The sequence below is a fragment of the Streptomyces sp. QH1-20 genome, from assembly GCF_041283565.1.
Lineage (GTDB): Bacteria > Actinomycetota > Actinomycetes > Streptomycetales > Streptomycetaceae > Streptomyces > Streptomyces syringius.
In genome coordinates, this window is record NZ_CP166299.1 from 5,708,622 (window position 1) to 5,728,540 (window position 19,919).

General features: G+C 70.6%; 23 protein-coding genes and 1 pseudogene. 23 read left to right on the forward strand and 1 reads right to left on the reverse strand.

Annotated features, from left to right (window positions below; genetic code table 11):
- The first annotated feature begins 57 nt into the window (after positions 1 to 57).
- From AB8O64_RS26005 to AB8O64_RS26085, 17 genes are all read left to right on the forward strand, one after another.
- Entirely contained in the window at positions 58 to 648 is a 591-nt protein-coding gene (locus AB8O64_RS26005) for a hypothetical protein (RefSeq protein ID WP_130880135.1), read from the forward strand.
- 154 nt (positions 649 to 802) lie between these two features.
- On the forward strand, positions 803 to 1,243 hold the full coding sequence (gene rpsP, locus AB8O64_RS26010) for a 30S ribosomal protein S16 (protein ID WP_130880136.1): 441 nt from the start codon (positions 803 to 805) through the stop codon (positions 1,241 to 1,243).
- A gap of 2 nt (positions 1,244 to 1,245) precedes the next feature.
- Complete coding sequence (locus tag AB8O64_RS26015) at positions 1,246 to 1,485, forward strand: RNA-binding protein (RefSeq protein WP_020868149.1); 240 nt, start codon at positions 1,246 to 1,248, stop codon at positions 1,483 to 1,485.
- Between the two features lie 124 nt (positions 1,486 to 1,609).
- Positions 1,610 to 2,221 carry a ribosome maturation factor RimM gene (gene rimM / locus AB8O64_RS26020; RefSeq protein WP_356454126.1) on the forward strand — a complete coding sequence of 204 codons (612 nt, stop codon included), beginning with the start codon at positions 1,610 to 1,612 and terminating at the stop codon, positions 2,219 to 2,221.
- Entirely contained in the window at positions 2,221 to 3,069 is an 849-nt protein-coding gene (gene trmD / locus AB8O64_RS26025) for a tRNA (guanosine(37)-N1)-methyltransferase TrmD (RefSeq protein WP_370421681.1), read from the forward strand. The genes rimM and trmD overlap by 1 nt, the downstream gene beginning before the upstream one ends.
- 132 nt (positions 3,070 to 3,201) lie before the next feature.
- On the forward strand, positions 3,202 to 3,549 hold the full coding sequence (gene rplS / locus AB8O64_RS26030) for a 50S ribosomal protein L19 (protein ID WP_130880139.1): 348 nt from the start codon (positions 3,202 to 3,204) through the stop codon (positions 3,547 to 3,549).
- A gap of 45 nt (positions 3,550 to 3,594) precedes the next feature.
- Entirely contained in the window at positions 3,595 to 4,434 is an 840-nt protein-coding gene (gene lepB / locus AB8O64_RS26035) for a signal peptidase I (RefSeq protein WP_370421682.1), read from the forward strand.
- Positions 4,427 to 5,404 carry a signal peptidase I gene (gene lepB / locus AB8O64_RS26040; RefSeq protein ID WP_365211578.1) on the forward strand — a complete coding sequence of 326 codons (978 nt, stop codon included), beginning with the start codon at positions 4,427 to 4,429 and terminating at the stop codon, positions 5,402 to 5,404. The genes lepB (AB8O64_RS26035) and lepB (AB8O64_RS26040) overlap by 8 nt, the downstream gene beginning before the upstream one ends.
- Positions 5,346 to 6,383: a signal peptidase I gene (gene lepB / locus AB8O64_RS26045; protein WP_370423971.1), complete on the forward strand. Its 1,038-nt coding sequence runs from the start codon at positions 5,346 to 5,348 to the stop codon at positions 6,381 to 6,383. Before lepB (AB8O64_RS26040) ends, lepB (AB8O64_RS26045) begins: the two co-directional genes overlap by 59 nt.
- A gap of 82 nt (positions 6,384 to 6,465) precedes the next feature.
- Positions 6,466 to 7,209, forward strand: coding sequence for a signal peptidase I (gene lepB, locus AB8O64_RS26050; RefSeq protein ID WP_370421683.1), 744 nt, complete (start codon positions 6,466 to 6,468; stop codon positions 7,207 to 7,209).
- Positions 7,202 to 7,690: an NUDIX hydrolase gene (locus tag AB8O64_RS26055; protein WP_370421684.1), complete on the forward strand. Its 489-nt coding sequence runs from the start codon at positions 7,202 to 7,204 to the stop codon at positions 7,688 to 7,690. Before lepB (AB8O64_RS26050) ends, AB8O64_RS26055 begins: the two co-directional genes overlap by 8 nt.
- A gap of 39 nt (positions 7,691 to 7,729) precedes the next feature.
- On the forward strand, positions 7,730 to 8,038 hold the full coding sequence (locus tag AB8O64_RS26060) for a DUF2469 domain-containing protein (protein ID WP_009714730.1): 309 nt from the start codon (positions 7,730 to 7,732) through the stop codon (positions 8,036 to 8,038).
- Positions 8,039 to 8,216: 178 nt separating this feature from the next.
- A complete protein-coding gene (locus tag AB8O64_RS26065) occupies positions 8,217 to 8,576 on the forward strand; it encodes a YraN family protein (RefSeq protein WP_370421685.1) in 360 nt (119 codons plus the stop codon).
- Entirely contained in the window at positions 8,576 to 10,192 is a 1,617-nt protein-coding gene (locus tag AB8O64_RS26070) for a YifB family Mg chelatase-like AAA ATPase (RefSeq protein ID WP_370421686.1), read from the forward strand. Before AB8O64_RS26065 ends, AB8O64_RS26070 begins: the two co-directional genes overlap by 1 nt.
- On the forward strand, positions 10,189 to 11,439 hold the full coding sequence (gene dprA, locus AB8O64_RS26075) for a DNA-processing protein DprA (protein WP_370421687.1): 1,251 nt from the start codon (positions 10,189 to 10,191) through the stop codon (positions 11,437 to 11,439). Before AB8O64_RS26070 ends, dprA begins: the two co-directional genes overlap by 4 nt.
- Positions 11,440 to 11,679: 240 nt before the next feature.
- Positions 11,680 to 12,516 carry an RNA polymerase sigma factor WhiG gene (whiG, locus tag AB8O64_RS26080; RefSeq protein WP_130880148.1) on the forward strand — a complete coding sequence of 279 codons (837 nt, stop codon included), beginning with the start codon at positions 11,680 to 11,682 and terminating at the stop codon, positions 12,514 to 12,516.
- Between the two features lie 92 nt (positions 12,517 to 12,608).
- Positions 12,609 to 13,148: a TetR/AcrR family transcriptional regulator gene (locus tag AB8O64_RS26085; protein ID WP_165451613.1), complete on the forward strand. Its 540-nt coding sequence runs from the start codon at positions 12,609 to 12,611 to the stop codon at positions 13,146 to 13,148.
- A 147-nt stretch (positions 13,149 to 13,295) separates the two neighbouring features.
- Here AB8O64_RS26085 and AB8O64_RS26090 read toward each other — a convergent pair.
- Positions 13,296 to 13,817, reverse strand: a pseudogene (locus tag AB8O64_RS26090) (peptidoglycan DD-metalloendopeptidase family protein); the annotation flags it as partial.
- Positions 13,818 to 14,131: 314 nt separating this feature from the next.
- Here AB8O64_RS26090 and rpsB point away from each other — a divergent pair.
- The 6 genes from rpsB to rlmN all read left to right on the forward strand — a co-directional run bounded on the left by rpsB (position 14,132) and on the right by rlmN (position 19,889).
- Complete coding sequence (gene rpsB / locus AB8O64_RS26095) at positions 14,132 to 15,001, forward strand: 30S ribosomal protein S2 (RefSeq protein WP_338932235.1); 870 nt, start codon at positions 14,132 to 14,134, stop codon at positions 14,999 to 15,001.
- Between the two features lie 95 nt (positions 15,002 to 15,096).
- A complete protein-coding gene (tsf, locus tag AB8O64_RS26100; protein ID WP_356454136.1) occupies positions 15,097 to 15,933 on the forward strand; it encodes a translation elongation factor Ts in 837 nt (278 codons plus the stop codon).
- A 162-nt stretch (positions 15,934 to 16,095) separates the two neighbouring features.
- Positions 16,096 to 16,875, forward strand: a complete 780-nt coding sequence (pyrH, locus tag AB8O64_RS26105) for a UMP kinase (RefSeq protein ID WP_130880152.1) — start codon at positions 16,096 to 16,098, stop codon at positions 16,873 to 16,875.
- Between the two features lie 169 nt (positions 16,876 to 17,044).
- Positions 17,045 to 17,602 (forward strand): ribosome recycling factor, encoded by a 558-nt coding sequence (frr, locus tag AB8O64_RS26110; RefSeq protein WP_130880153.1) that lies wholly within the window; start codon positions 17,045 to 17,047, stop codon positions 17,600 to 17,602.
- Complete coding sequence (locus AB8O64_RS26115; RefSeq protein WP_356454137.1) at positions 17,602 to 18,684, forward strand: phosphatidate cytidylyltransferase; 1,083 nt, start codon at positions 17,602 to 17,604, stop codon at positions 18,682 to 18,684. Before frr ends, AB8O64_RS26115 begins: the two co-directional genes overlap by 1 nt.
- 98 nt (positions 18,685 to 18,782) lie before the next feature.
- Complete coding sequence (gene rlmN / locus AB8O64_RS26120) at positions 18,783 to 19,889, forward strand: 23S rRNA (adenine(2503)-C(2))-methyltransferase RlmN (RefSeq protein WP_356454138.1); 1,107 nt, start codon at positions 18,783 to 18,785, stop codon at positions 19,887 to 19,889.
- Positions 19,890 to 19,919: the final 30 nt, after the last annotated feature.

A 19,919-nucleotide genomic window follows, 5' to 3' on the forward strand; every position in this document is an offset into this window, starting at 1 on the left:
ATTATTTGGGATGGCCCGGTATCGGAACACCGGGCCGTCCTTGCTCGTTGTCACGACGTGAGCACGACACCACCTGTTCTCGCCGCAGAGCTGGCGCAGGCGTGGGCCGACATTCAGCGGTACCACCCCGAGCTGCCAGATCTAGCCGCGCCCGAATCGTTGATCGGGGAGTCGTCGTCCGCCTGCGGCGCCGAGCTCTCCTTCGAACGGCTGCTGCACGAGGCAGTGCACGGCATCGCGGCCGCCCGCGGTATCCGTGACACCTCCCGCGCCGGCCGCTACCACAACCGCCGGTTCCTCGCGATCGCCGAGGAGCTGGGGCTCGACCACAGCGATGAGCCGCATCCCAGCAGCGGTTTCTCCCTGGTCGTGCTCAACCCGGAGGCGCGCAAGCGCTACCGCCCGACCATCGACAGACTTCAGCGCGCCCTCAAGGCGCACACGGTCGCGACCGCCGCCGACACCTCGCGCACCTTCCGGGGCCCGGCCGCGCGGCACGGCTCCTCCGGCGGAGGGGTGCGCGTGAAGGCGGTGTGCGACTGCGGCCGTAATGTCCGAGTCGTGCCCTCCGTGCTGGCCCAGGCGCCGATCATGTGCGGCGGCTGTGGCAAGCCCTTCCGCATCCCCGAGGCCGTATCGGTCGGCTGACCTGGAGCGGTGTGGCACAATGGGACGCTGTACTCGACAGTCGCATAGGACCCCTCTCTCCTCCGGCTGACGCGTCCATCGGGCACCCGAGTACCGCAACCCCACGTGGCATCTCATGTGCCCAACCACGTCAAGACCAGGAGACACCACTCCAGTGGCAGTCAAGATCAAGCTGAAGCGTCTGGGCAAGATCCGTTCGCCTCACTACCGCATCGTCGTCGCCGACTCCCGTACCCGCCGTGACGGCCGGGCCATCGAGGAGATCGGTCTGTACCACCCGGTGCAGAACCCCTCGCGCATCGAGGTCGACACGGACCGCGTCCAGTACTGGCTGAGCGTCGGCGCGCAGCCGACCGAGCCCGTCATGGCCATCCTCAAGGTCACCGGCGACTGGCAGAAGTTCAAGGGTCTGCCGGCCCCGGCCCCGATGCTCCTCCCCGAGACCAAGGAGGACAAGCGTCGCGCGTTCGACGAGTTCACCAAGGGTCTCGAGGCTGGCGCCGCGAAGGGTGAGGCCATCACCCCGAAGGCCAAGAAGTCGGAGAAGAAGGACGAGGCCGCCGCGGCCGAGTCCGCTGAGTCGACCGAGGCCTGAGGATGCTCGAGGAGGCCCTTGAGCACCTCGTAAAGGGCATCGTCGACAACCCCGACGAGGTGCAGGTCGCTTCGCGCAACCTGCGCCGTGGTCGCGTGCTCGAGGTCCGGGTCCACCCGGATGACCTCGGCAAGGTGATCGGCCGTAACGGCCGCACCGCACGCGCACTGCGCACCGTCGTGGGCGCCATCGGCGGCCGTGGTATCCGCGTCGACCTCGTCGATGTGGATCAGGTCCGCTGAGAAGCGATAGAGCACCGGCACGGGCCGGGAAGGGTTACGGCCCTTCCCGGCCCGTTGTCGCGTTCGTACGCAAAAGCCGCGTCCGCGTGCGGAAGCCGTACGCGGAAGCAGAGAAGGATTCACAGTGCAGCTGGTAGTCGGCAGGATCGGCCGCGCCCATGGGATCAAGGGCGAGGTCACGGTTGAGGTGCGTACGGACGAGCCCGAGCTGCGGCTCGGCCCCGGCGCCGTCCTGGCCACGGACCCCGCCGGGGTGGGGCCGCTGACCATCGAGACCGGCCGGGTGCACAGCGGCCGGCTGCTGCTGCGGTTCGCCGGCGTCAAGGACCGCACGGGCGCCGAGGCGCTCCGCAATACGCTCCTGATCGCCGAGGTCGACCCCGAGGACGTCCCCGAGGACCCCGAGGAGTTCTACGACCACCAGCTGATGGACCTCGACGTCGTCACCGTCGACGGGATCGAGATCGGCCGGATCACCGAGATCTCCCATCTGCCGTCGCAGGACCTGTTCATCGTCGAGCGCCCCGACGGCAGCGAGGTGATGATCCCCTTCGTCGCCGAGATCGTGCCGGAGATCGACCTGGAGGCGCAGCGCGCGATCATCGACCCGCCGCCGGGCCTGATCGACGCCGACCAGGCCGTGGTCGCGAGCGCCCGGGACGCCGAGGCGGCCGACGAGGCCGCTGCCGCCGCGGAGTCCGGCAAGGCGGGCGACGACGCGAAGGGTGACGCGTGATGCGGCTCGACATCGTCACGATCTTCCCCGAGTACCTGGAACCGCTGAACGTCTCGCTCGTCGGCAAGGCCCGCGCCCGCGGCCGGCTCGATGTGCGCGTCCACGACCTGCGGGAATGGACGCACGACCGGCACAACACCGTCGACGACACGCCGTACGGCGGCGGTCCCGGCATGGTCATGAAGCCCGAGCCCTGGGGCGAGGCGCTCGACTCGATCATCGAGTCCGGGGGCGGCTCCGCTGACTCCGGTGACGGCTCCGATGAGGGTGGGGATCGCCCCGTCCTGGTCGTTCCGACGCCCAGCGGCAAGCCCTTCACCCAGCAGCTCGCCGTGGAGCTGTCCGAGAAGCCGTGGCTGGTCTTCACCCCCGCCCGCTACGAGGGCATCGACCGCCGCGTCATCGAGGAGTACGGCGACCGCCTCGACGTGCGCGAGGTCTCCATCGGCGACTACGTGCTGGCCGGCGGCGAAGCCCCGGTCCTGGTCATGGTCGAGGCCATCGCCCGGCTGCTGCCCGGTGTGCTGGGCAACGCCGAGTCGCACCGCGACGACTCCTTCGCCCCCGGCGCCATGGCCGACCTCCTGGAGGGCCCGGTCTACACCAAGCCTCCCCAGTGGCGCGGGCGCGGCATCCCGGACGTCCTGCTCAGCGGCCACCACGGCAAGATCGCCCGGTGGCGCCGCGACGAGGCCTTCCGGCGGACGGTGCAGAACCGCCCCGACCTGATCCACCGCGCCGACCCGGCCGCCTTCGACAAGAAGGACCGCGAAACCCTCTCGATCCTGGGCTGGGCCCCGGGGCCCGACGGCCGATTTGGGCCACTGGCCCCGGACGTGGAAGAATAAGCCGTTGCCTTGCGTCCGGCGCGCGCCCCTGCCACAGGGGGAACGACGTTCGCCCGACGTTTCGGTACACCCCCATCATCATTACGAATTTCCGCTGATGACCTGTGGCATCGGCGAGGAGAGCAGACGGTTATGAACCTTCTCGACAACGTCGACGCCGCATCGCTGCGCACGGACGTCCCGAACTTCCGCCCCGGTGACACCGTGAACGTTCACGTTCGCGTCATCGAAGGCAACCGCTCCCGTGTGCAGCAGTTCAAGGGTGTCGTCATCCGTCGCCAGGGTGCGGGCGTCCGCGAGACCTTCACGGTCCGCAAGGTCTCCTTCTCCGTCGGCGTCGAGCGCACCTTCCCGGTGCACAGCCCGATCTTCGAGAAGGTCGAGCTCGTCACCCGCGGTGACGTGCGTCGCGCCAAGCTGTACTACCTCCGTGAGCTCCGCGGCAAGGCCGCGAAGATCAAGGAGAAGCGCGACAACTGAGCTTCTGTCGGGGGTCCTGGCCGGGCCGGATAGGCTTTCGGCTCGATGGACACCGACGCACAGCTTTCGGAGCGCGACCACTGCCCAGAACCCGTCAAGGGGGAGGAGCAGGGGTCGCGCTCCGCGCGTATTTCCGGGGACTTGCCGGACGAGCCCTCCGGGCGCCTCTCCCTTGCTGCCGTGGGGCAGTGGCTGACCGGTGGCGGCCCGCTGCGCCGCGCCGGGCTGCTGCTGACCGCATGCATGATCTTCCTGCTCCTGGTCAGCAGCTATCTCGTGCAGCCCTTCCTGATCCCCTCCAGCTCGATGGAGAACACCTTCCAGGTCGGCGACCGGGTGCTGGTCAACAAGCTCGCCTACCGCTTCGGCGGCGAGCCGCGCCGCGGTGACGTGGTGGTCTTCGACGGCACCGACTCCTTCGTCCAGGGCAGACCGACCGAGAACCCGGTGGCGGCGCTGGTGCGCGAGGGGGCCTCGGCCGTCGGGCTGATGCGGCCGGCGGAGACGGACTACATCAAGCGGGTCATCGGCACCGGTGGCGACCGGGTCCGCTGCTGCGACCGGCGCGGCAGGCTCGAAGTGAACGGCCGGCCGGTGATCGAGGAGTATCTCCACCCGGGCGACGCGCCCTCCGAGGTGGCGTTCGACATCGTGGTGCCGGAGGGCAAGCTCTGGGTGATGGGCGATCATCGCAGTGACTCCCGAGACTCCCGTGACCACCTCGGCGAGCCCGGTGGTGGCACGGTCCCGGTGGACCGGGTCATCGGCCGGGCGGACTGGATCGGCTGGCCCTTCGGCCGGATGACGTCGGTGAAACGGCCCGACGCCTTCGCGCGCGTACCGGAGCCGGGGCAGCCGGGGCACGGCGGGAGCCCGCATGGGTAGCCGGGGGCGTACGGAGCCGGCGCCGGGCGGGCGTGCCGCACGGCGGAAGGCGGCGCGGCGGGTCAAGCGGCGGCGGCGCCGGTCGGCGGTCAAGGAGGTGCCGATCCTCATAGCGGTGGCCCTGCTGATCGCGCTGGTGCTGAAGACCTTTCTGGTGCAGGCGTTCGTGATCCCGTCCGGCTCGATGGAGCAGACGATCCGGATCGGCGACCGGGTCCTGGTGGACAAGCTGACGCCGTGGTTCGGGTCGAAACCGGAGCGCGGCGACGTCGTGGTCTTCAAGGACCCGGGCGGCTGGCTCGACGGGGAGCCGAAGGCCGGACCCGACCCGGTGGTCATCAAACAGGGAAAGCAGTTTCTGACGTTTATCGGCCTGCTGCCCTCCGCCGATGAACAGGATCTGATTAAGCGGGTCGTCGGGATCGGCGGCGATACCGTCAGGTGCTGCGACAAGGACGGCCGCGTCACGGTCAACGGAACGCCGCTCATCGAGCCGTACCTCAACCCGGGGGACGTTCCCTCGCAGTTGAAATTCGAGGTGAAGGTGGCGCCCGGGCGGATCTTCGTGATGGGTGATCACCGCTCGGATTCAGCCGATTCCCGCTATCACCTGGACGAACCCGGGAACGGCACGATCGCCGAGGATCTGGTGGTGGGGCGTGCCACGGTCATTGCCTGGCCGTTCGGCCACTGGCGGCGGCTGGCCGAACCGAACACCTTCGCATCGGTCGGGGACGCGCCGGGAACGAGGACGTCGGCGCGCGGTTCGCCGAATAGTGTGTCTTCCATGGATCGGCAAGGAATGATCCAGCTCCCGACCCCTGCGGAACTCCCGCTCGTTATGGGAGTGGTGGGCCTGCGTCGTATGCACGACAGGCGGCAGCGCGGAGTGAGGAGTGGATGTGGGGGATTTGGCGGTAGGCGCCCGTTCCGGTCACGGAGAGCCGGAAAAGCGGCCCGGGGAAGCTGAGCAGTCGCCCTCGGGCGAGGCGCCGGAGGTGGCCGTGTCCGAGGCGTCCCAGCCAAACCCGGCGCCCCAGTCTTCGCAGGCGCCCCAGTCTTCACAGGAATTGACGGGTGGACCGGTGGGTGGACCGACAGACGGATCGCCGGGCGCGGGCCCCGGCGATGTGACGCCCGAGAGCGACGAGCGACAGGACGGACAGCGGGCGGCCAAGAAGCAACGGTCCTTCTGGAAGGAACTGCCGATCCTCATCGGCATCGCCCTGTTGCTCGCGCTGCTCATCAAGACGTTCCTGGTCCAGGCGTTCTCCATCCCCTCCGACTCGATGCAGGACACCCTGCAGCGGGGCGACCGGGTGCTGGTGGACAAGCTGACGCCGTGGTTCGGGTCGAAACCCGAGCGCGGCGAGGTGGTGGTCTTCCACGATCCGGGCGGCTGGCTCGACGAGACGACGACGGCGGACCCGGGTCCGGTCGCGGGCGGCATCCAGAAGGTCCTGAGCTTCATCGGCCTGATGCCCTCCGCCGAGGAGAAGGACCTGATCAAGCGGGTGATCGCGGTCGGCGGGGACACCGTCGAGTGCAAGGGCAACAACGACCCCGTGACGGTCAACGGCAAGGCCCTCAAGGAGCCGTACATCTTCCCGGGCAACACCCCCTGCGGTGACAAGCCGTTCGGCCCGATCAAGGTCCCCGAGGGCCGGATCTGGGTGATGGGCGACCACCGGCAGAACTCCCTGGACTCCCGCTACCACCAGGAACTGGACAAGTTCCAGGGCACGGTCTCGGAGAACGAGGTCGTCGGCCGCGCGATCGTCATCGCCTGGCCGATCAACCGCTGGTCCACCCTGCCCGTCCCGGACACCTTCGACCAGAAGGGGCTCGGCGCGGCTCTCGCGCCGCCGGCCCTCGGGCTCGCGGGCGCCGTGCCGCTGGTGCTCTGGCGCCGCGGCCGGATCGCCAGGAAGGCCGTGCCGAAGGGCTGACCCGCGTCCGTACCGCCGGGTAGTGTGCGATTCCATGCCCCCGGGCATGGAATCCGATCTTCTACGCGGGCGGGGGCACGGGATGAGCGCGGTGACGCAGACGACCGACGGCCACGGCCGCGCGGGCAGAACACTGTCCGGGCTGGCCGTGGCCGTCGGTCTGTTGCTCTTCCTCGGCGGATTCGTGTGGGGAGCCCTCCTCTACCGCCCCTACACCGTGCCTACCAACTCGATGTCGCCCACCATCGGCATCGGCGACCGGGTCCTCGCCCAGCGGATCGACGGCGATGCCGTGCGGCGCGGGGACGTCGTCGTCTTCGAGGACCGGCTCTGGTCCGACCAGCCCATGGTCAAGCGGGTCGTCGGGGTCGGCGGCGACAAGGTCGCCTGCTGCGACCGGCAGGGCCGGATGACGATCAACGGCGAACCGCTCGTGGAGCCCTACGTACCGGGGACGGGGCCGGCCTCGCCGACCGGTTTCTCCGCCACCGTGCCCGACGGACAGCTCTTTCTCCTCGGCGACCACCGCGCCGACTCCCTGGACTCCCGTACCCACCTGACCGACGCCGGCCGGGGCTCGGTGCCGCGCACGGCGGTCAAGGCGCGGGTGGACGCCACGGCCTGGCCCATGGCGGGCTGGGGCATGATCGACCGGCCCGCCGCCTTCGCCGCGCTGCCGGGCGGCACCTCACGGCCCGGACCGCTGCCGCTGGTGGTGACCTCGGTCGTCGTCGGTGCCGTGCTTATCCTGGGCGGTGCGGCGTACGGGCCCCTCGCACGCCGGCTGACCAGGAACGGAAGGGCGATGGCGGTATCGCATGGCTGACGGCACGCGCAGGGCGGCGCGCGTCATCCTGCTCGACGCGCGGGACCGCGTCCTGCTCATGAACGGCTTCGAGCCGGCCGACCCCACGAGCACCTGGTGGTTCACCCCGGGCGGCGGGCTGGAGGGCGGCGAGACCTGGGAGCAGGCGGCACGCCGGGAGCTGGCCGAGGAGACCGGGATCACGGAGATCGAGCTGGGCCCGGTGCTCTGGCGCCGGTTCTGCTCCTTCCCCTTCGACGGGCGGCGCTGGGACCAGGAAGAGCACTACTTCCTGGCCCGCACCGAGCAGGCGGGCCGGTGGACGGGCGGCGGGACGGAACTGGAGCGCCGCAGCGTCACGGGCCTGCGGTGGTGGACCTGCGAGGAACTCCTCGCGGCCCGTGAGACGGTGTATCCGACCAGGCTCGGCGAGCTGCTGCGTACGCTGCTCGACGAGGGACCCCCGAGTACGCCGGTGCTCCTGGAGACTGAGCGCGCCTGACGCACAATGGGGGGACGCACGGCTGAAGGGGAACATGCCATGAGCGCCGAGGACCTCGAGAAGTACGAGACCGAGATGGAGCTGAAGCTCTACCGGGAGTACCGCGATGTCGTCGGTCTGTTCAAATACGTGATCGAGACCGAGCGTCGTTTCTATCTCACGAACGACTACGAGATGCAGGTCCACTCCGTGCAGGGCGAGGTCTTCTTCGAGGTCTCGATGGCCGACGCATGGGTGTGGGACATGTACCGCCCGGCCCGGTTCGTGAAGCAGGTGCGGGTCCTCACGTTCAAGGACGTGAACATCGAGGAGCTGAACAAGAGCGATCTCGACCTGCCGGGTGGCTGAGTCGTTCAGCTGATCCGCCCTGAGCCGCCGTTCACCGTGCTGAGCCGCCATGCGCCGTGCTGAGCCGCCCGGGGCGGGGGCCTTCCGGGTGACGGGGTTTTCCACAACCGACGGGTTATCCACCAAGATCCAATAGTTCGGGGCGGGCGCGGCACAGTCGGTGCCGGAGGTGGTGCCCGTGAACGCCCGAGGAGCACTCGGCCGCTACGGCGAGAATCTGGCGGTCCGGCGGCTGACCGAGGCCGGGATCGTCATCCTGGAGCGCAATTGGAGATGCCGGGCCGGCGAGATCGACGTCGTCGCCCTGGACGCCGACGCGCTGGTCATGTGCGAGGTGAAGACCCGTCGCTCGGGGGTCTATGAGCACCCGATGGCCGCCGTCACCCCGGTGAAGGCCGAGCGACTGCGGCGGCTCGCCGCATGCTGGCTGGAGCGGCACGGCGGACCGCCGCCGGGCGGGGTGCGGATCGATCTGGTGGGGGTGGTCGTCCCCGACCGGGGCGCGCCCGTCGTCGAGCACGTCAAGGGGGTGGCCTGATGGGTTTCGCCCGTACCTGCTCGGTGGCCCTCGTCGGTGTCGAAGGGGTGGTGGTGGAGGTCCAGGCCGATCTGGAGCCGGGCGTCGCGGCCTTCACCCTCGTCGGCCTCCCCGACAAGAGCCTCGTCGAGAGCCGGGACCGGGTCCGCGCGGCGGTCGTGAACTCCGGGGCGGAGTGGCCGCAGAAGAAGCTGACGGTGGGTCTGAGCCCGGCCTCGGTCCCCAAGGGCGGCAGCGGCTTCGACCTGGCGGTGGCCTGCGCGGTGCTGGGGGCCGCCGAGCGCATCGACCCACGTGAGATCGCCGATCTGATGATGATCGGTGAACTGGGCCTCGACGGCCGGGTCCGCCCGGTGCGCGGCGTCCTCCCCGCGGTCCTCGCCGCCGCCGAGGCCGGCTACCGCCAGGTCGTCGTCCCCGAACGCACGACGGCCGAGGCCGCCTTGGTGCCCGGGGTCTCGGTGCTCGGCGTCCGCAGCCTGCGCCAGCTGATCGCGGTCCTGACGGACGAGCCGGTGCCCGAGGAGGAGGACCGGCCGCGCGAAGGCAGCCCCGACCCGATGCTGGCGGGGCTGTCGGTGCCGGGGGTGGGCATCGGTGCGGGCGCTCTCCTGGGCGAGCGCCGGCCGGACCTCGCCGAGGTCGCCGGCCAGAGCAGGGCGCGCCGGGCACTGGAAGTCGCCGCGGCCGGGCGCCACCACCTCTACTTCCAGGGCCCGCCGGGCGCCGGCAAGACCATGCTCGCGGAGCGGCTGCCCGGTCTGCTGCCGCCGCTCACCCCACAGGAGTCCCTGGAGGTCACCGCGGTGCACTCGGTGGCCGGGGCACTGCCCGCCGGGCAGCCGCTCGTCGAGCGGGCGCCGTACTGCGCGCCCCACCACTCCGCGTCCATGGCCTCGCTCGTCGGCGGCGGTTCGGGGATGCCCCGGCCCGGGGCGGTGTCCTTGGCGCACAGGGGCGTGTTGTTCATGGACGAGGCCCCGGAGTTCTCGGGGCGGGTCCTCGACGCCCTTCGGCAGCCGCTGGAGTCGGGGCATGTGATCGTGGCCCGTTCCGCGGGGGTGATGAGGCTGCCTGCCCGTTTCCTGCTCGCCCTGGCCGCCAATCCGTGCCCGTGCGGTCGGCACGGGCTGACCGGGGAGGGCTGTGACTGTGCCCCTCAGGCGGTCAGACGGTACCGGTCGCGTCTGTCCGGCCCGCTCATGGACCGTGTCGACCTTCGGGTGACGGTCGAACCGGTGGCCCGGTCCGAGCTCGTCGGCCTCGGCGTGGGGCACGGTGCGGAGTCGACCGCCGATGTCGCCGCGCGCGTTCGCGCCGCCCGGGACCGGGCCCTCTTCCGGTACGCGGACACGCCCTGGCGCGCCAACAGCGAGGTGCCCGGACACGAGCTGCGGACCCGCTGGCGTGCCGCCCCGGAAGCCCTGGCCGAGGCCGAACGCGACATGGAGCGGGGGCTGCTGACGGCACGTGGCCTCGACCGGGTCCTGCGGGTGGCCTGGACGCTGGCGGACCTCGCGGGCCACGACCGCCCCGACACGGCCGATGTGAACCACGCGCTCGAACTGCGTACCGGCTTCCAACGCGGCCCCGCCCTGACCGGAGCCCCGGCATGACGCCCTTCCTCCCGGGCTTCCCGCCGGATCCCACCCCGGATTCCGCTCCGGCCCCGGGATCCGTTCCGGGATCCGTTCCCGACGACGAACGGCTCGCCAGGGCCGCGTTGACGAGGCTGACCGAGCCGGGGGACGAAACCGTGGGGCGGTGGGTGCGGGAGCTGGGGGCCGCCGCCCTGGTCCGGGGACTGACGGGGACGGGGCCGCCGCCGAAGGGGGCGCGCGAGGAGCGGCTGGCGGGGTGCCGGGCCCGCGCCGCCCGCCTCGACCCGGCGGGCGACCTCGAGACCGTGGCCCGGCTGGGCGGCCGCTTCCTGTGCCCCGGCGACCGGGAATGGCCCGGGCAGCTCGACGACCTGGGTGATGCCCGCCCCCTCGGCCTGTGGGTGCGCGGCCGTGCGAACGTTCGACTGTGGGCGCTGCGCTCCGTCGCCGTCGTCGGCGCCCGGGCCTGCACCGACTACGGATCGCATGTGGCGGCCACCTTCGGGGCCGGGCTGGCCGAGCGCGGCTGGGTGGTGGTCTCCGGCGCCGCCTACGGGGTCGACGGGGCGGCGCATCGCGGGGCGCTCGCCGCGGGCGGGGCGACGGTGGCCGTGCTGGCCTGTGGGGTGGACGTGCCCTATCCGCGCGGACACACCGAGTTGATCGACCGGATCGCGGAACAGGGGCTCGTCCTGGCCGAGTTGCCACCCGGCGCTCATCCCACCCGAAGCCGGTTCGTCCTGCGCAATCGCGTCATTGCCGCGTTGACGCGCGGGACGCTGGTGGTGGAGGCCGAATACCGCAGTGGATCCCTCGTCACGGCGCGCCGGGCACGGCGGCTCGGCCGCCACACCATGGGCGTTCCCGGGCCGGTCACCTCCGGACTGTCGGCCGGCGTGCACGAACTGCTGCGCGAGGAGGCGAGTCTGGTGACCGACGCCGACGAGGTCGCCGAGCTGGTCGGCCGCATCGGCGAGCTGGCGCCGGAGCGGCGCGGGCCGATCGTCGCCCGGGACCTGCTCGAGCCCACGGCGGCCGCAGTGCTGGAGGCCCTGCCCGGACGGGGCGGCGGACACCTGGACGACATCGCCCGGGACGCGGCCCTGAGCCGGGACCGGACGCTCGCCGGACTCTACGAACTCCAGGCCCTGGGCTTCGTCGAACGTCGTGGTGACCTCTGGCAGTTGGCCGGCCCGCCGTCAACATCCGGCACCCCCAAGCCCCCCGGACGACGCCCGACCGTGCGGCGAGGCGGTACTTGACCTGGGGCGATCGGGTGAAAGGGTTAAGGCGATGACCGAGGCAGCCGATGCGGCGAGCCCTGTACGGCCGCCGTGCAACCGTGCGGCCGCCATGCCGGGGCGCGGGCGGCGGAACATATCCGCGCATCACCGAAGGAGTTCCCTTCGCTCACCGCGACGCCTCAGTCACGCTACGCTCACGGGAATCCCGCCATTCGTACCCCTCGATCCACGTCACACCAGAACGGCTCAAGACGACGAATGCCCCAGCACACCTCCGGGTCCGACCGCGCGGCTGCGCCGCCCGCAGCTCGCGGCGCCGCGCGCCCTCCCGCGCCCTCGACGCTCGACGAGCTGTGGCGGTCGTACAAGGCCTCGGGCGACGAACGGCTGCGGGAGCAGTTGATCCTGCACTACTCGCCGCTGGTGAAATACGTGGCGGGCCGGGTCAGCGTCGGGCTGCCGCCCAATGTGGAGCAGGCCGACTTCGTCTCCTCCGGGATCTTCGGGCTGATCGACGCCATCGAGAAGTTCGACCCCGCGCGGGCCATCAAGTTCGAGACCTACGCCATCACCCGGATCCGGGGAGCGATGATCGACGAACTGCGCGCGCTGGACTGGATCCCGCGCTCGGTCCGGCAGAAGGCGCGTGCCGTCGAGCGTGCCTACGCCACGCTGGAGGCCGAGCTGCGCCGTACGCCCACCGAGGCGGAGGTCGCTGCGGAGATGGGCATCGCGCTGGAGGAACTGCACAGCGTTTTCAGTCAGTTGTCCCTGGCCAACGTGGTGGCGCTGGAGGACCTGCTGCACGCCGGCGACGAGGGCGGCGAGCGGCTCAGCCTCATGGACACGCTGGAGGACACCGCCGCCGACGACCCGGTCGAGGTGGCCGAGGACCACGAGCTGCGCCGACTGCTGGCCCGTGCCATCAACACCCTCCCGGAGCGCGAGAAGACCGTCGTCACCCTGTACTACTACGAGGGCCTCACGCTGGCCGAGATCGGCCAGGTGCTCGGCGTCACCGAGAGCCGGGTCAGCCAGATCCACACCAAGTCGGTGCTCCAGCTGCGGGCCAAGCTGGCGGATGTCGGACGCTGAATCGTCCCTCCAGCGTCGTCCTGGACGGGGTGGGTCCGTAGAGTGGACGCGTGCCCAGGATTCGAGCGGCCTCCGTGGCCGAGCACCGGACGATGCAGCGCGGCGCCCTGCTGGACGCTGCCCGATCCCTGCTGTCCGAAGGCGGTACGGAGGCGCTGACCTTCCCCGCCCTCGCCGAGCGCACCGGACTCGCGCGGTCCTCGGTCTATGAGTACTTCCGCTCGCGGGCGGCGGTCGTCGAGGAGCTGTGCGCCGTCGACTTCCCCGTCTGGGCGGCCGAGGTCGAAGCCGCGATGGACCGGGCGGACACGCCCGAGGCGAAGATCGAAGCGTATGTGCGACAGCAGCTCGCGCTCGTCGGCGACCGCCGTCACCGGGCCGTGGTCGCGATCTCGGCGGGTGAGCTGGACGCGGGTGCGCGCGAGAAGATCCGCGCCGCGCACGGCGGGCTGATCGCCATGGTCGTCGAGGCCCTCATGAGCCTCGGCCACGAGCAGCCCCGGCTGGCCGCCATGCTTCTCCAGGGCGTGGTGGACGCCGCGGTCCGCCGGATCGAGCTGGGCGCCGCCGAGGAGCCTCACCGGATCACCGAAGCGGCGGTCTCCATGGCCCTGCGCGGCGTACGGGGCTGAGCCGGGGAAAACGGCGGGGAAGACCCCGGTCAGCGGGAGCAGCCGGGACGGGGCACGACGGAGCATGTCCGGCGGCAACAGGCTCAGCGGGTCGAGATAGGCCTCACCGCGCCGCAACCCCCAGTGCAGACACCCGGCCGGGGCCGGGGCACCTCCCACGCCGTTCCGGCAGTGGGAGGAGAAGGGCCCGCCCGCCAGGATGCCGATCACCTCTCCCGCCGCCACCCGGTCGCCCACGCGCGCCGTCGCCCGGACCGGCTCGTACGTCGTGCGCAGCGGCGGATCGCCGGTGCCCGACAGCTCCACCACCAGCACCGGCCGCCCGGCGACCGGGCCGGCGAAAGCGATCGTGCCCGGCGCCGCGGCCCGGACCGGCTGCCCGGCCACGGCGGCGAGGTCCACCCCGCGGTGGCCCGCCTTCCACGGCTCCGGAGGCGGGTCCCAGCCCCGCACGACCAGGGGCCGCGCCCCGCGCGCGCCACTGACCGGCCAGGCCCGGTCACCGGCCGCCCGCCCCGCCCCGTCGGTGGGCGCGGCAGCCCGGCCCGATGGGGGTCGGCCGGCCGCGGGATACGCCGCCGAAACCGCGGCCGGAGCCGTGGCGCACAGGATGAGGGCCGGCAGCGCCCAGAGGGCGAGGGCTCGCACGGCCGAGCCGAGTCGTCGCATGCCGTCACCGTCCCGCACTGCGCCGTCCGGTGGGGATCTTGACCCGGATCTGTGGACTACTCGCGGGTTGTGGACAGCGCCGTCACCCGGGCCTTCACCGGTCCCGTACACTTCTCATGGCGATCCGGGTCACCGGATCGACTTCGCACGCCCCGCCACTGGCGCGTCAGTCCCTTTCGGGCAGCACGGTGGCCGTGTCTCTCGGTCCGTGGAACGGCTTCTCGCAAGAGTTCCCTCCGCGGCAGGCACGCCGGGGCGTCAGGAGCGGCGGCCGCCCGGCCGCCGTGGAACCGAGCAATACAAGGAGCGCGGCCATGGCCGTCGTCACGATGCGGGAGCTGCTGGAGAGCGGCGTCCACTTCGGTCACCAGACCCGTCGTTGGAACCCGAAGATGAAGCGTTTCATCTTCACGGAGCGCAACGGCATCTACATCATCGACCTGCTCCAGTCGCTGTCGTACATCGACCGCGCCTACGAGTTCGTCAAGGAGACCGTCGCGCACGGCGGCTCCATCATGTTCGTCGGTACGAAGAAGCAGGCCCAGGAGGCCATCGCCGAGCAGGCGACCCGTGTCGGGATGCCGTACGTCAACCAGCGCTGGCTGGGCGGCATGCTCACCAACTTCTCGACCGTCTACAAGCGCCTGCAGCGCCTGAAGGAGCTCGAGCTCATCGACTTCGAGGATGTGGCCGCGTCCGGCCTCACCAAGAAGGAGCTGCTCGTCCTCTCCCGCGAGAAGACCAAGCTCGAGAAGACCCTCGGTGGTATCCGCGAGATGCAGAAGGTGCCCAGCGCCGTCTGGATCGTGGACACCAAGAAGGAGCACATCGCCGTCGGTGAGGCGCGCAAGCTCCGCATCCCGGTCGTCGCGATCCTCGACACCAACTGCGACCCCGACGAGGTCGACTACAAGATCCCGGGCAACGACGACGCGATCCGTTCCGTCACGCTGCTCACCCGCGTGATCGCCGACGCCGTCGCCGAGGGCCTCATCGCCCGCTCCGGTGCCGCCACCGGTGACGCCAAGGCCGACAAGGCCGCCGGCGAGCCGCTGGCCGAGTGGGAGCGCGACCTGCTCGAGGGCGACAAGAAGTCCGACGAGGCCGAGAAGCCGGCCGAGGCCGCTGCCGAGGCTCCCGCCGAGGCCCCCGAGGCCCCGGCCGCGGACGCCGAGCAGGCCTGACCACTCAGTCGCGGTAGATGACGGGGTCGGCGCGAGACGCGCCGCCCCCGTCGTGCACCGTAGTCACAACGACTTTCGAGAAGAGATTCACGAAAATGGCGAACTTCACCGCCGCTGACGTCAAGAAGCTCCGCGAGCTCACCGGCGCCGGCATGATGGACTGCAAGAAGGCGCTGGACGAGGCCGAGGGCAACGTCGAGAAGGCCGTCGAGATCGTTCGCGTCAAGGGCCTGAAGGGCGTGGCCAAGCGCGAGAGCCGCACCACCTCCAACGGTGCCGTCGTCTCCGTCATCGCCGACGACAACACCTCCGGTGTGATCGTCGAGCTGAAGTGCGAGACCGACTTCGTCGCCAAGGGTGACAAGTTCGTCACCGTCGCCGACGCGCTCGCCGCCCACGTCGCCAAGACGGCCCCGGCCGACATCGAGGCGCTCATGGCGTCCGAGATCGAGTCCGGCAAGACCGTCCAGGCGTTCGTGGACGAGGCCAACGCCACCCTCGGCGAGAAGATCGTCGTCGACCGCTTCGCGCAGTTCGCCGACGGCTTCGTCTTCGCGTACATGCACCGCACGGCCGCGGACCTGCCGCCGCAGGTCGGTGTCCTCGTCGAGCTCGACAAGGCCGACGCCGAGGTCGCCAAGGACGTCGCGCAGCACATCGCCGCGTTCGCGCCGAAGTTCCTCTCCCGCGAGGAGATCCCGGCCGACGTCGTCGACAACGAGCGCCGCGTCGCCGAGGCCACCGCTCGCGAGGAGGGCAAGCCCGAGGCCGCCCTGCCGAAGATCGTCGAGGGTCGCGTCACCGGCTTCTTCAAGGAGAGCGTGCTGCTGGACCAGCCGTTCGCCAAGGACAACAAGAAGACCGTCCAGAAGATCCTGGACGAGGCCGGTGTCACGCTGAAGCGCTTCTCGCGCATCCGCGTCGGCGCCTGAGCCGTCAGCAGGACGCGAATGACCTGCGACCCGCTAGGGTCGTACGCAGCCGACCGTCCACCGGCCGGCCGCTGATGTGACGAGGAGGCCATTGCCGTACAGGGATCTGATAAGGACCCATCCGGCAATGGCCTTCTTCGTATGTGCACGAGGAGATCTCCAATGAATCAGGGTGCGGACGCCCCACAGGCCGCCGACGACGAGAGCACCGACCACGGCAAGCGCCGTCGGTTCATGCTGAAACTGTCCGGCGAGGCCTTCGCCGGCGGCGGAGGGCTCGGCGTCGACCCCGATGTCGTGCACGCCATCGCCCGGGAGATCGCGGCGGTCGTCCGCGAGGGCTACGAGATCGCCGTCGTCATCGGCGGCGGCAACTTCTTCCGCGGCGCCGAGCTGCAGCAGCGCGGCATGGACCGGGCCCGCTCGGACTACATGGGCATGCTCGGCACGGTCATGAACTGCCTCGCCCTCCAGGACTTCCTGGTCAAGGAAGGCATCGAGACGCGGGTGCAGACCGGCATCACCATGGGCCAGGTCGCCGAGCCGTTCATCCCGCTGCGCGCCGTGCGCCACCTGGAGAAGGGCCGCGTCGTGATCTTCGGCGCCGGCATGGGCATGCCCTACTTCTCCACCGACACCACCGCCGCCCAGCGCGCCCTGGAGATTCACGCCGAGGCGATCCTGATGGGCAAGAACGGTGTCGACGGGGTCTACGACTCCGACCCGAAGAAGAACCCCGACGCGGTGAAGTTCGACGCCCTCGAATACGGCGAGGTCCTCTCCCGCGGCCTCAAGGTCGCCGACGCCACCGCCATCACCCTGTGCATGGACAACAAGCTGCCGATCCTCGTCTTCGAGCTGCTCGCCGAGGGCAACATCGGGCGTGCGGTCAAGGGTGAGAAGATCGGCACGCTGGTGAGCGACCAGAGCACGCGGGCCTGACGGGCTCGCACAACCGCCCGTACCGGCCAGGTGCCGGTCCGGGCGGCAACTCCGGGCCGCGGGAAGACCTCGGCACGGGGATGGACAACTGCCTGCCGGTCGGACACCGTGCAGGAGAAGACGCGCGCAGGGGCGAGGCTCTGCTTACTGATAACACCAGGAGCAAGTGGTGATCGAAGAGATCCTCCTCGAGGCCGAGGAGAAGATGGAGAAGGCCGTCGTGGTCGCCAAGGAGGACTTCGCGGCGATCCGCACCGGGCGTGCGCACCCGGCGATGTTCAACAAGATCGTGGCGGACTACTACGGTGCGCTGACGCCCATCAACCAGCTGGCGTCGTTCTCGGTTCCCGAGCCGCGCATGGCCGTGGTGACCCCGTTCGACAAGAGCGCGCTGCGCAACATCGAGCAGGCCATCCGCGACTCCGACCTGGGCGTCAACCCCAGCAACGACGGCAACATCATCCGGGTGACCTTCCCGGAGCTGACGCAGGAGCGCCGCAAGGAGTTCGTCAAGGTCGCCAAGACCAAGGCCGAGGACTCCAAGATCTCGATCCGCTCCATCCGCCGCAAGGCCAAGGAGCTCCTCGACAAGCTCGTCAAGGACAAGGAGTCCGGCGAGGACGAGGTGCGCCGCGCGGAGAAGGAGCTCGACGACACCACCCAGAAGTACGTCGCTCAGGTGGACGAGCTGCTCAAGCACAAGGAATCCGAGCTCCTCGAGGTCTGATGAACGACGCATCCTGGGGGGCCCCGCCGCGCGTCGGCTCTTGGGGGTCCACCGACCAGGGACCCGCCGTACCGGCGGGTCCTGTGCACGAGGCGGCCTATGCGGCGCAGACTCGCCCCATGCCCATCGTGCCCGACGCAGGCGGAGACCAGGACGACCGTGATCAGGGGGCCGCTGACTTCGGCGGCCCCCTGTTCCGCGATGAACAGGAGCCCGACATCCGGCCGCAGGAGCCTGCTGCCCCCCAGACGGCGAACGCGGCGAAGAAAAGCGCCGGGCGTGATCTGCGGGCAGCGATAGGGGTGGGTATCGGCCTCGGCGCCGTCATCCTCGCCTCCCTGTTCATCTACAAGCCCGTCTTCCTCGGCGTCATCGTGGTGGCCGTGGTCGTCGGGCTGTGGGAGCTGACCTCCAGGCTGGCCGAGAAGAAGGCCATCCGGGCACCTCTGGTGCCGCTCGCGGTCGGTGGCGCCGCCATGGTCGTCGCCGGCTTCGTGAACGGCGCCGAGGGCGCGTGGGTGGCCATGGCCTTCACCGCGCTCGCGGTGCTCGTGTGGCGCATGACGGAGCCGCCCGAGGACTATCTCCGTGATGTCACGGCGGGCATCTTCGCGGCCTTCTACGTGCCGTTCCTCGCCACCTTCGTGGCGCTGATGCTGGCCGCGGACGACGGCGCCTGGCGGGTGCTGACCTTCCTGGTGCTCACGGTGGTCAGCGACACCGGCGCCTATGCGGTGGGCTGGCGGTTCGGCAAGAAGAAGCTCGCGCCGCGCATCAGCCCCGGCAAGACCCGCGAGGGGCTGCTCGGCGCGGTGGCGTTCGCCATGGTGGCGGGCGCGCTGTGCACGCACTTCCTGATCGACGGCGGAGCGTGGTGGCAGGGTCTGCTGCTGGGCCTCGCGGTCGCGGTCAGTGCCACGCTGGGCGATCTCGGCGAGTCGATGATCAAGCGGGACCTGGGCATCAAGGACATGGGCGCCCTGCTGCCGGGCCACGGCGGGATCATGGACCGGCTGGACTCGCTGCTGCCGACCGCTCCGGTGGTGTGGCTGCTGCTGGTCGTCTTCGTCGGTAGCACCTGAGCCGCGACAGGGGTTCTACCTGCGGTTTCTTCGGTGAGGGGCTCGTCGTCCACAGGGCGGCGGGCCCCTCTCCGTATGTCTGCGACACTGGTAGGACCATGCCTGCACCTGGAGAACTCACTTTCGTCGCGCCGCGCGGGGCCAAGAAGCCCCCGCGGCACCTTGCCGACCTCACCCCCGCCGAGCGCCGCGAGGCCGTCGCCGAGATCGGCGAGAAGCCGTTCCGTGCGAAGCAGCTGTCCCAGCACTATTTCGCCCGGTACGCGCACGACCCGGCGGCATGGACGGACATCCCGGCGGCGGCCCGCGAGAAGCTCGCGGCCGAGCTGCTGCCCGAGCTGATGAGCGTCGTCAGGCACATCTCGTGCGACAGCGACACCACCCGCAAGACCCTGTGGCGGCTGCACGACGGCACCCTGGTCGAGTCCGTGCTCATGCGGTACCCCGACCGGGTCACCATGTGCATCAGCTCCCAGGCCGGCTGCGGCATGAACTGCCCGTTCTGCGCCACCGGCCAGGCCGGGCTGGACCGCAATCTGTCGACCGCCGAGATCGTGCACCAGATCGTCGACGGCATGCGCGCCCTGCGCGACGGCGAGGTGCCCGGCGGCCCGGCGCGGCTGTCCAACATCGTCTTCATGGGCATGGGCGAGCCGCTCGCCAACTACAAGCGCGTCGTCGGCGCGATCCGCCGTCTCACCGACCCCGAGCCGGACGGCCTCGGGCTCTCGCAGCGCGGTATCACCGTCTCCACCGTCGGCCTGGTGCCCGCGATGCTGCGCTTCGCCGACGAGGGCTTCAAGTGCCGTCTCGCGGTCTCCCTGCACGCGCCGGACGACGAGCTGCGCGACACCCTCGTGCCGGTCAACACCCGCTGGAAGGTCCGCGAGGTCCTCGACGCCGCCTGGGAGTACGCGGAGAAGTCCGGCCGCCGGATCTCCATCGAGTACGCCCTGATCCGCGACATCAACGACCAGGCCTGGCGTGGTGATCTGCTCGGCCGGCTCCTCAAGGGCAAGCGCGTGCACGTCAACCTCATCCCGCTCAACCCCACCCCGGGGTCGAAGTGGACCGCGTCCCGCCCGGAGGACGAGCGGGCGTTCGTCCAGGCGATTGCCGCGCACGGCGTGCCCGTCACCGTGCGTGACACGCGCGGCCAGGAGATCGACGGAGCGTGCGGTCAGCTCGCCGCCGCCGAGCGCTGATACTGTCCACTCGCCCAGGCGAAGAATTCG

Coding starts and splice junctions, on each gene's coding strand:
- lepB (WP_365211578.1), top strand. CDS start 4,427: ATGGGTAGCCGGGGGCGTACGGAGCCGGCGCCGGGCGGGCGTGCCGCA.
- whiG (WP_130880148.1), top strand. CDS start 11,680: ATGCCCCAGCACACCTCCGGGTCCGACCGCGCGGCTGCGCCGCCCGCA.
- rlmN (WP_356454138.1), top strand. CDS start 18,783: ATGCCTGCACCTGGAGAACTCACTTTCGTCGCGCCGCGCGGGGCCAAG.
- pyrH (WP_130880152.1), top strand. CDS start 16,096: ATGAATCAGGGTGCGGACGCCCCACAGGCCGCCGACGACGAGAGCACC.
- rpsB (WP_338932235.1), top strand. CDS start 14,132: ATGGCCGTCGTCACGATGCGGGAGCTGCTGGAGAGCGGCGTCCACTTC.
- lepB (WP_370421683.1), top strand. CDS start 6,466: ATGAGCGCGGTGACGCAGACGACCGACGGCCACGGCCGCGCGGGCAGA.
- rplS (WP_130880139.1), top strand. CDS start 3,202: ATGAACCTTCTCGACAACGTCGACGCCGCATCGCTGCGCACGGACGTC.
- tsf (WP_356454136.1), top strand. CDS start 15,097: ATGGCGAACTTCACCGCCGCTGACGTCAAGAAGCTCCGCGAGCTCACC.
- AB8O64_RS26055 (WP_370421684.1), top strand. CDS start 7,202: ATGGCTGACGGCACGCGCAGGGCGGCGCGCGTCATCCTGCTCGACGCG.
- AB8O64_RS26060 (WP_009714730.1), top strand. CDS start 7,730: ATGAGCGCCGAGGACCTCGAGAAGTACGAGACCGAGATGGAGCTGAAG.
- AB8O64_RS26085 (WP_165451613.1), top strand. CDS start 12,609: ATGCAGCGCGGCGCCCTGCTGGACGCTGCCCGATCCCTGCTGTCCGAA.
- dprA (WP_370421687.1), top strand. CDS start 10,189: ATGACGCCCTTCCTCCCGGGCTTCCCGCCGGATCCCACCCCGGATTCC.
- AB8O64_RS26015 (WP_020868149.1), top strand. CDS start 1,246: ATGCTCGAGGAGGCCCTTGAGCACCTCGTAAAGGGCATCGTCGACAAC.
- trmD (WP_370421681.1), top strand. CDS start 2,221: ATGCGGCTCGACATCGTCACGATCTTCCCCGAGTACCTGGAACCGCTG.
- lepB (WP_370421682.1), top strand. CDS start 3,595: ATGGACACCGACGCACAGCTTTCGGAGCGCGACCACTGCCCAGAACCC.
- AB8O64_RS26070 (WP_370421686.1), top strand. CDS start 8,576: ATGGGTTTCGCCCGTACCTGCTCGGTGGCCCTCGTCGGTGTCGAAGGG.
- AB8O64_RS26115 (WP_356454137.1), top strand. CDS start 17,602: ATGAACGACGCATCCTGGGGGGCCCCGCCGCGCGTCGGCTCTTGGGGG.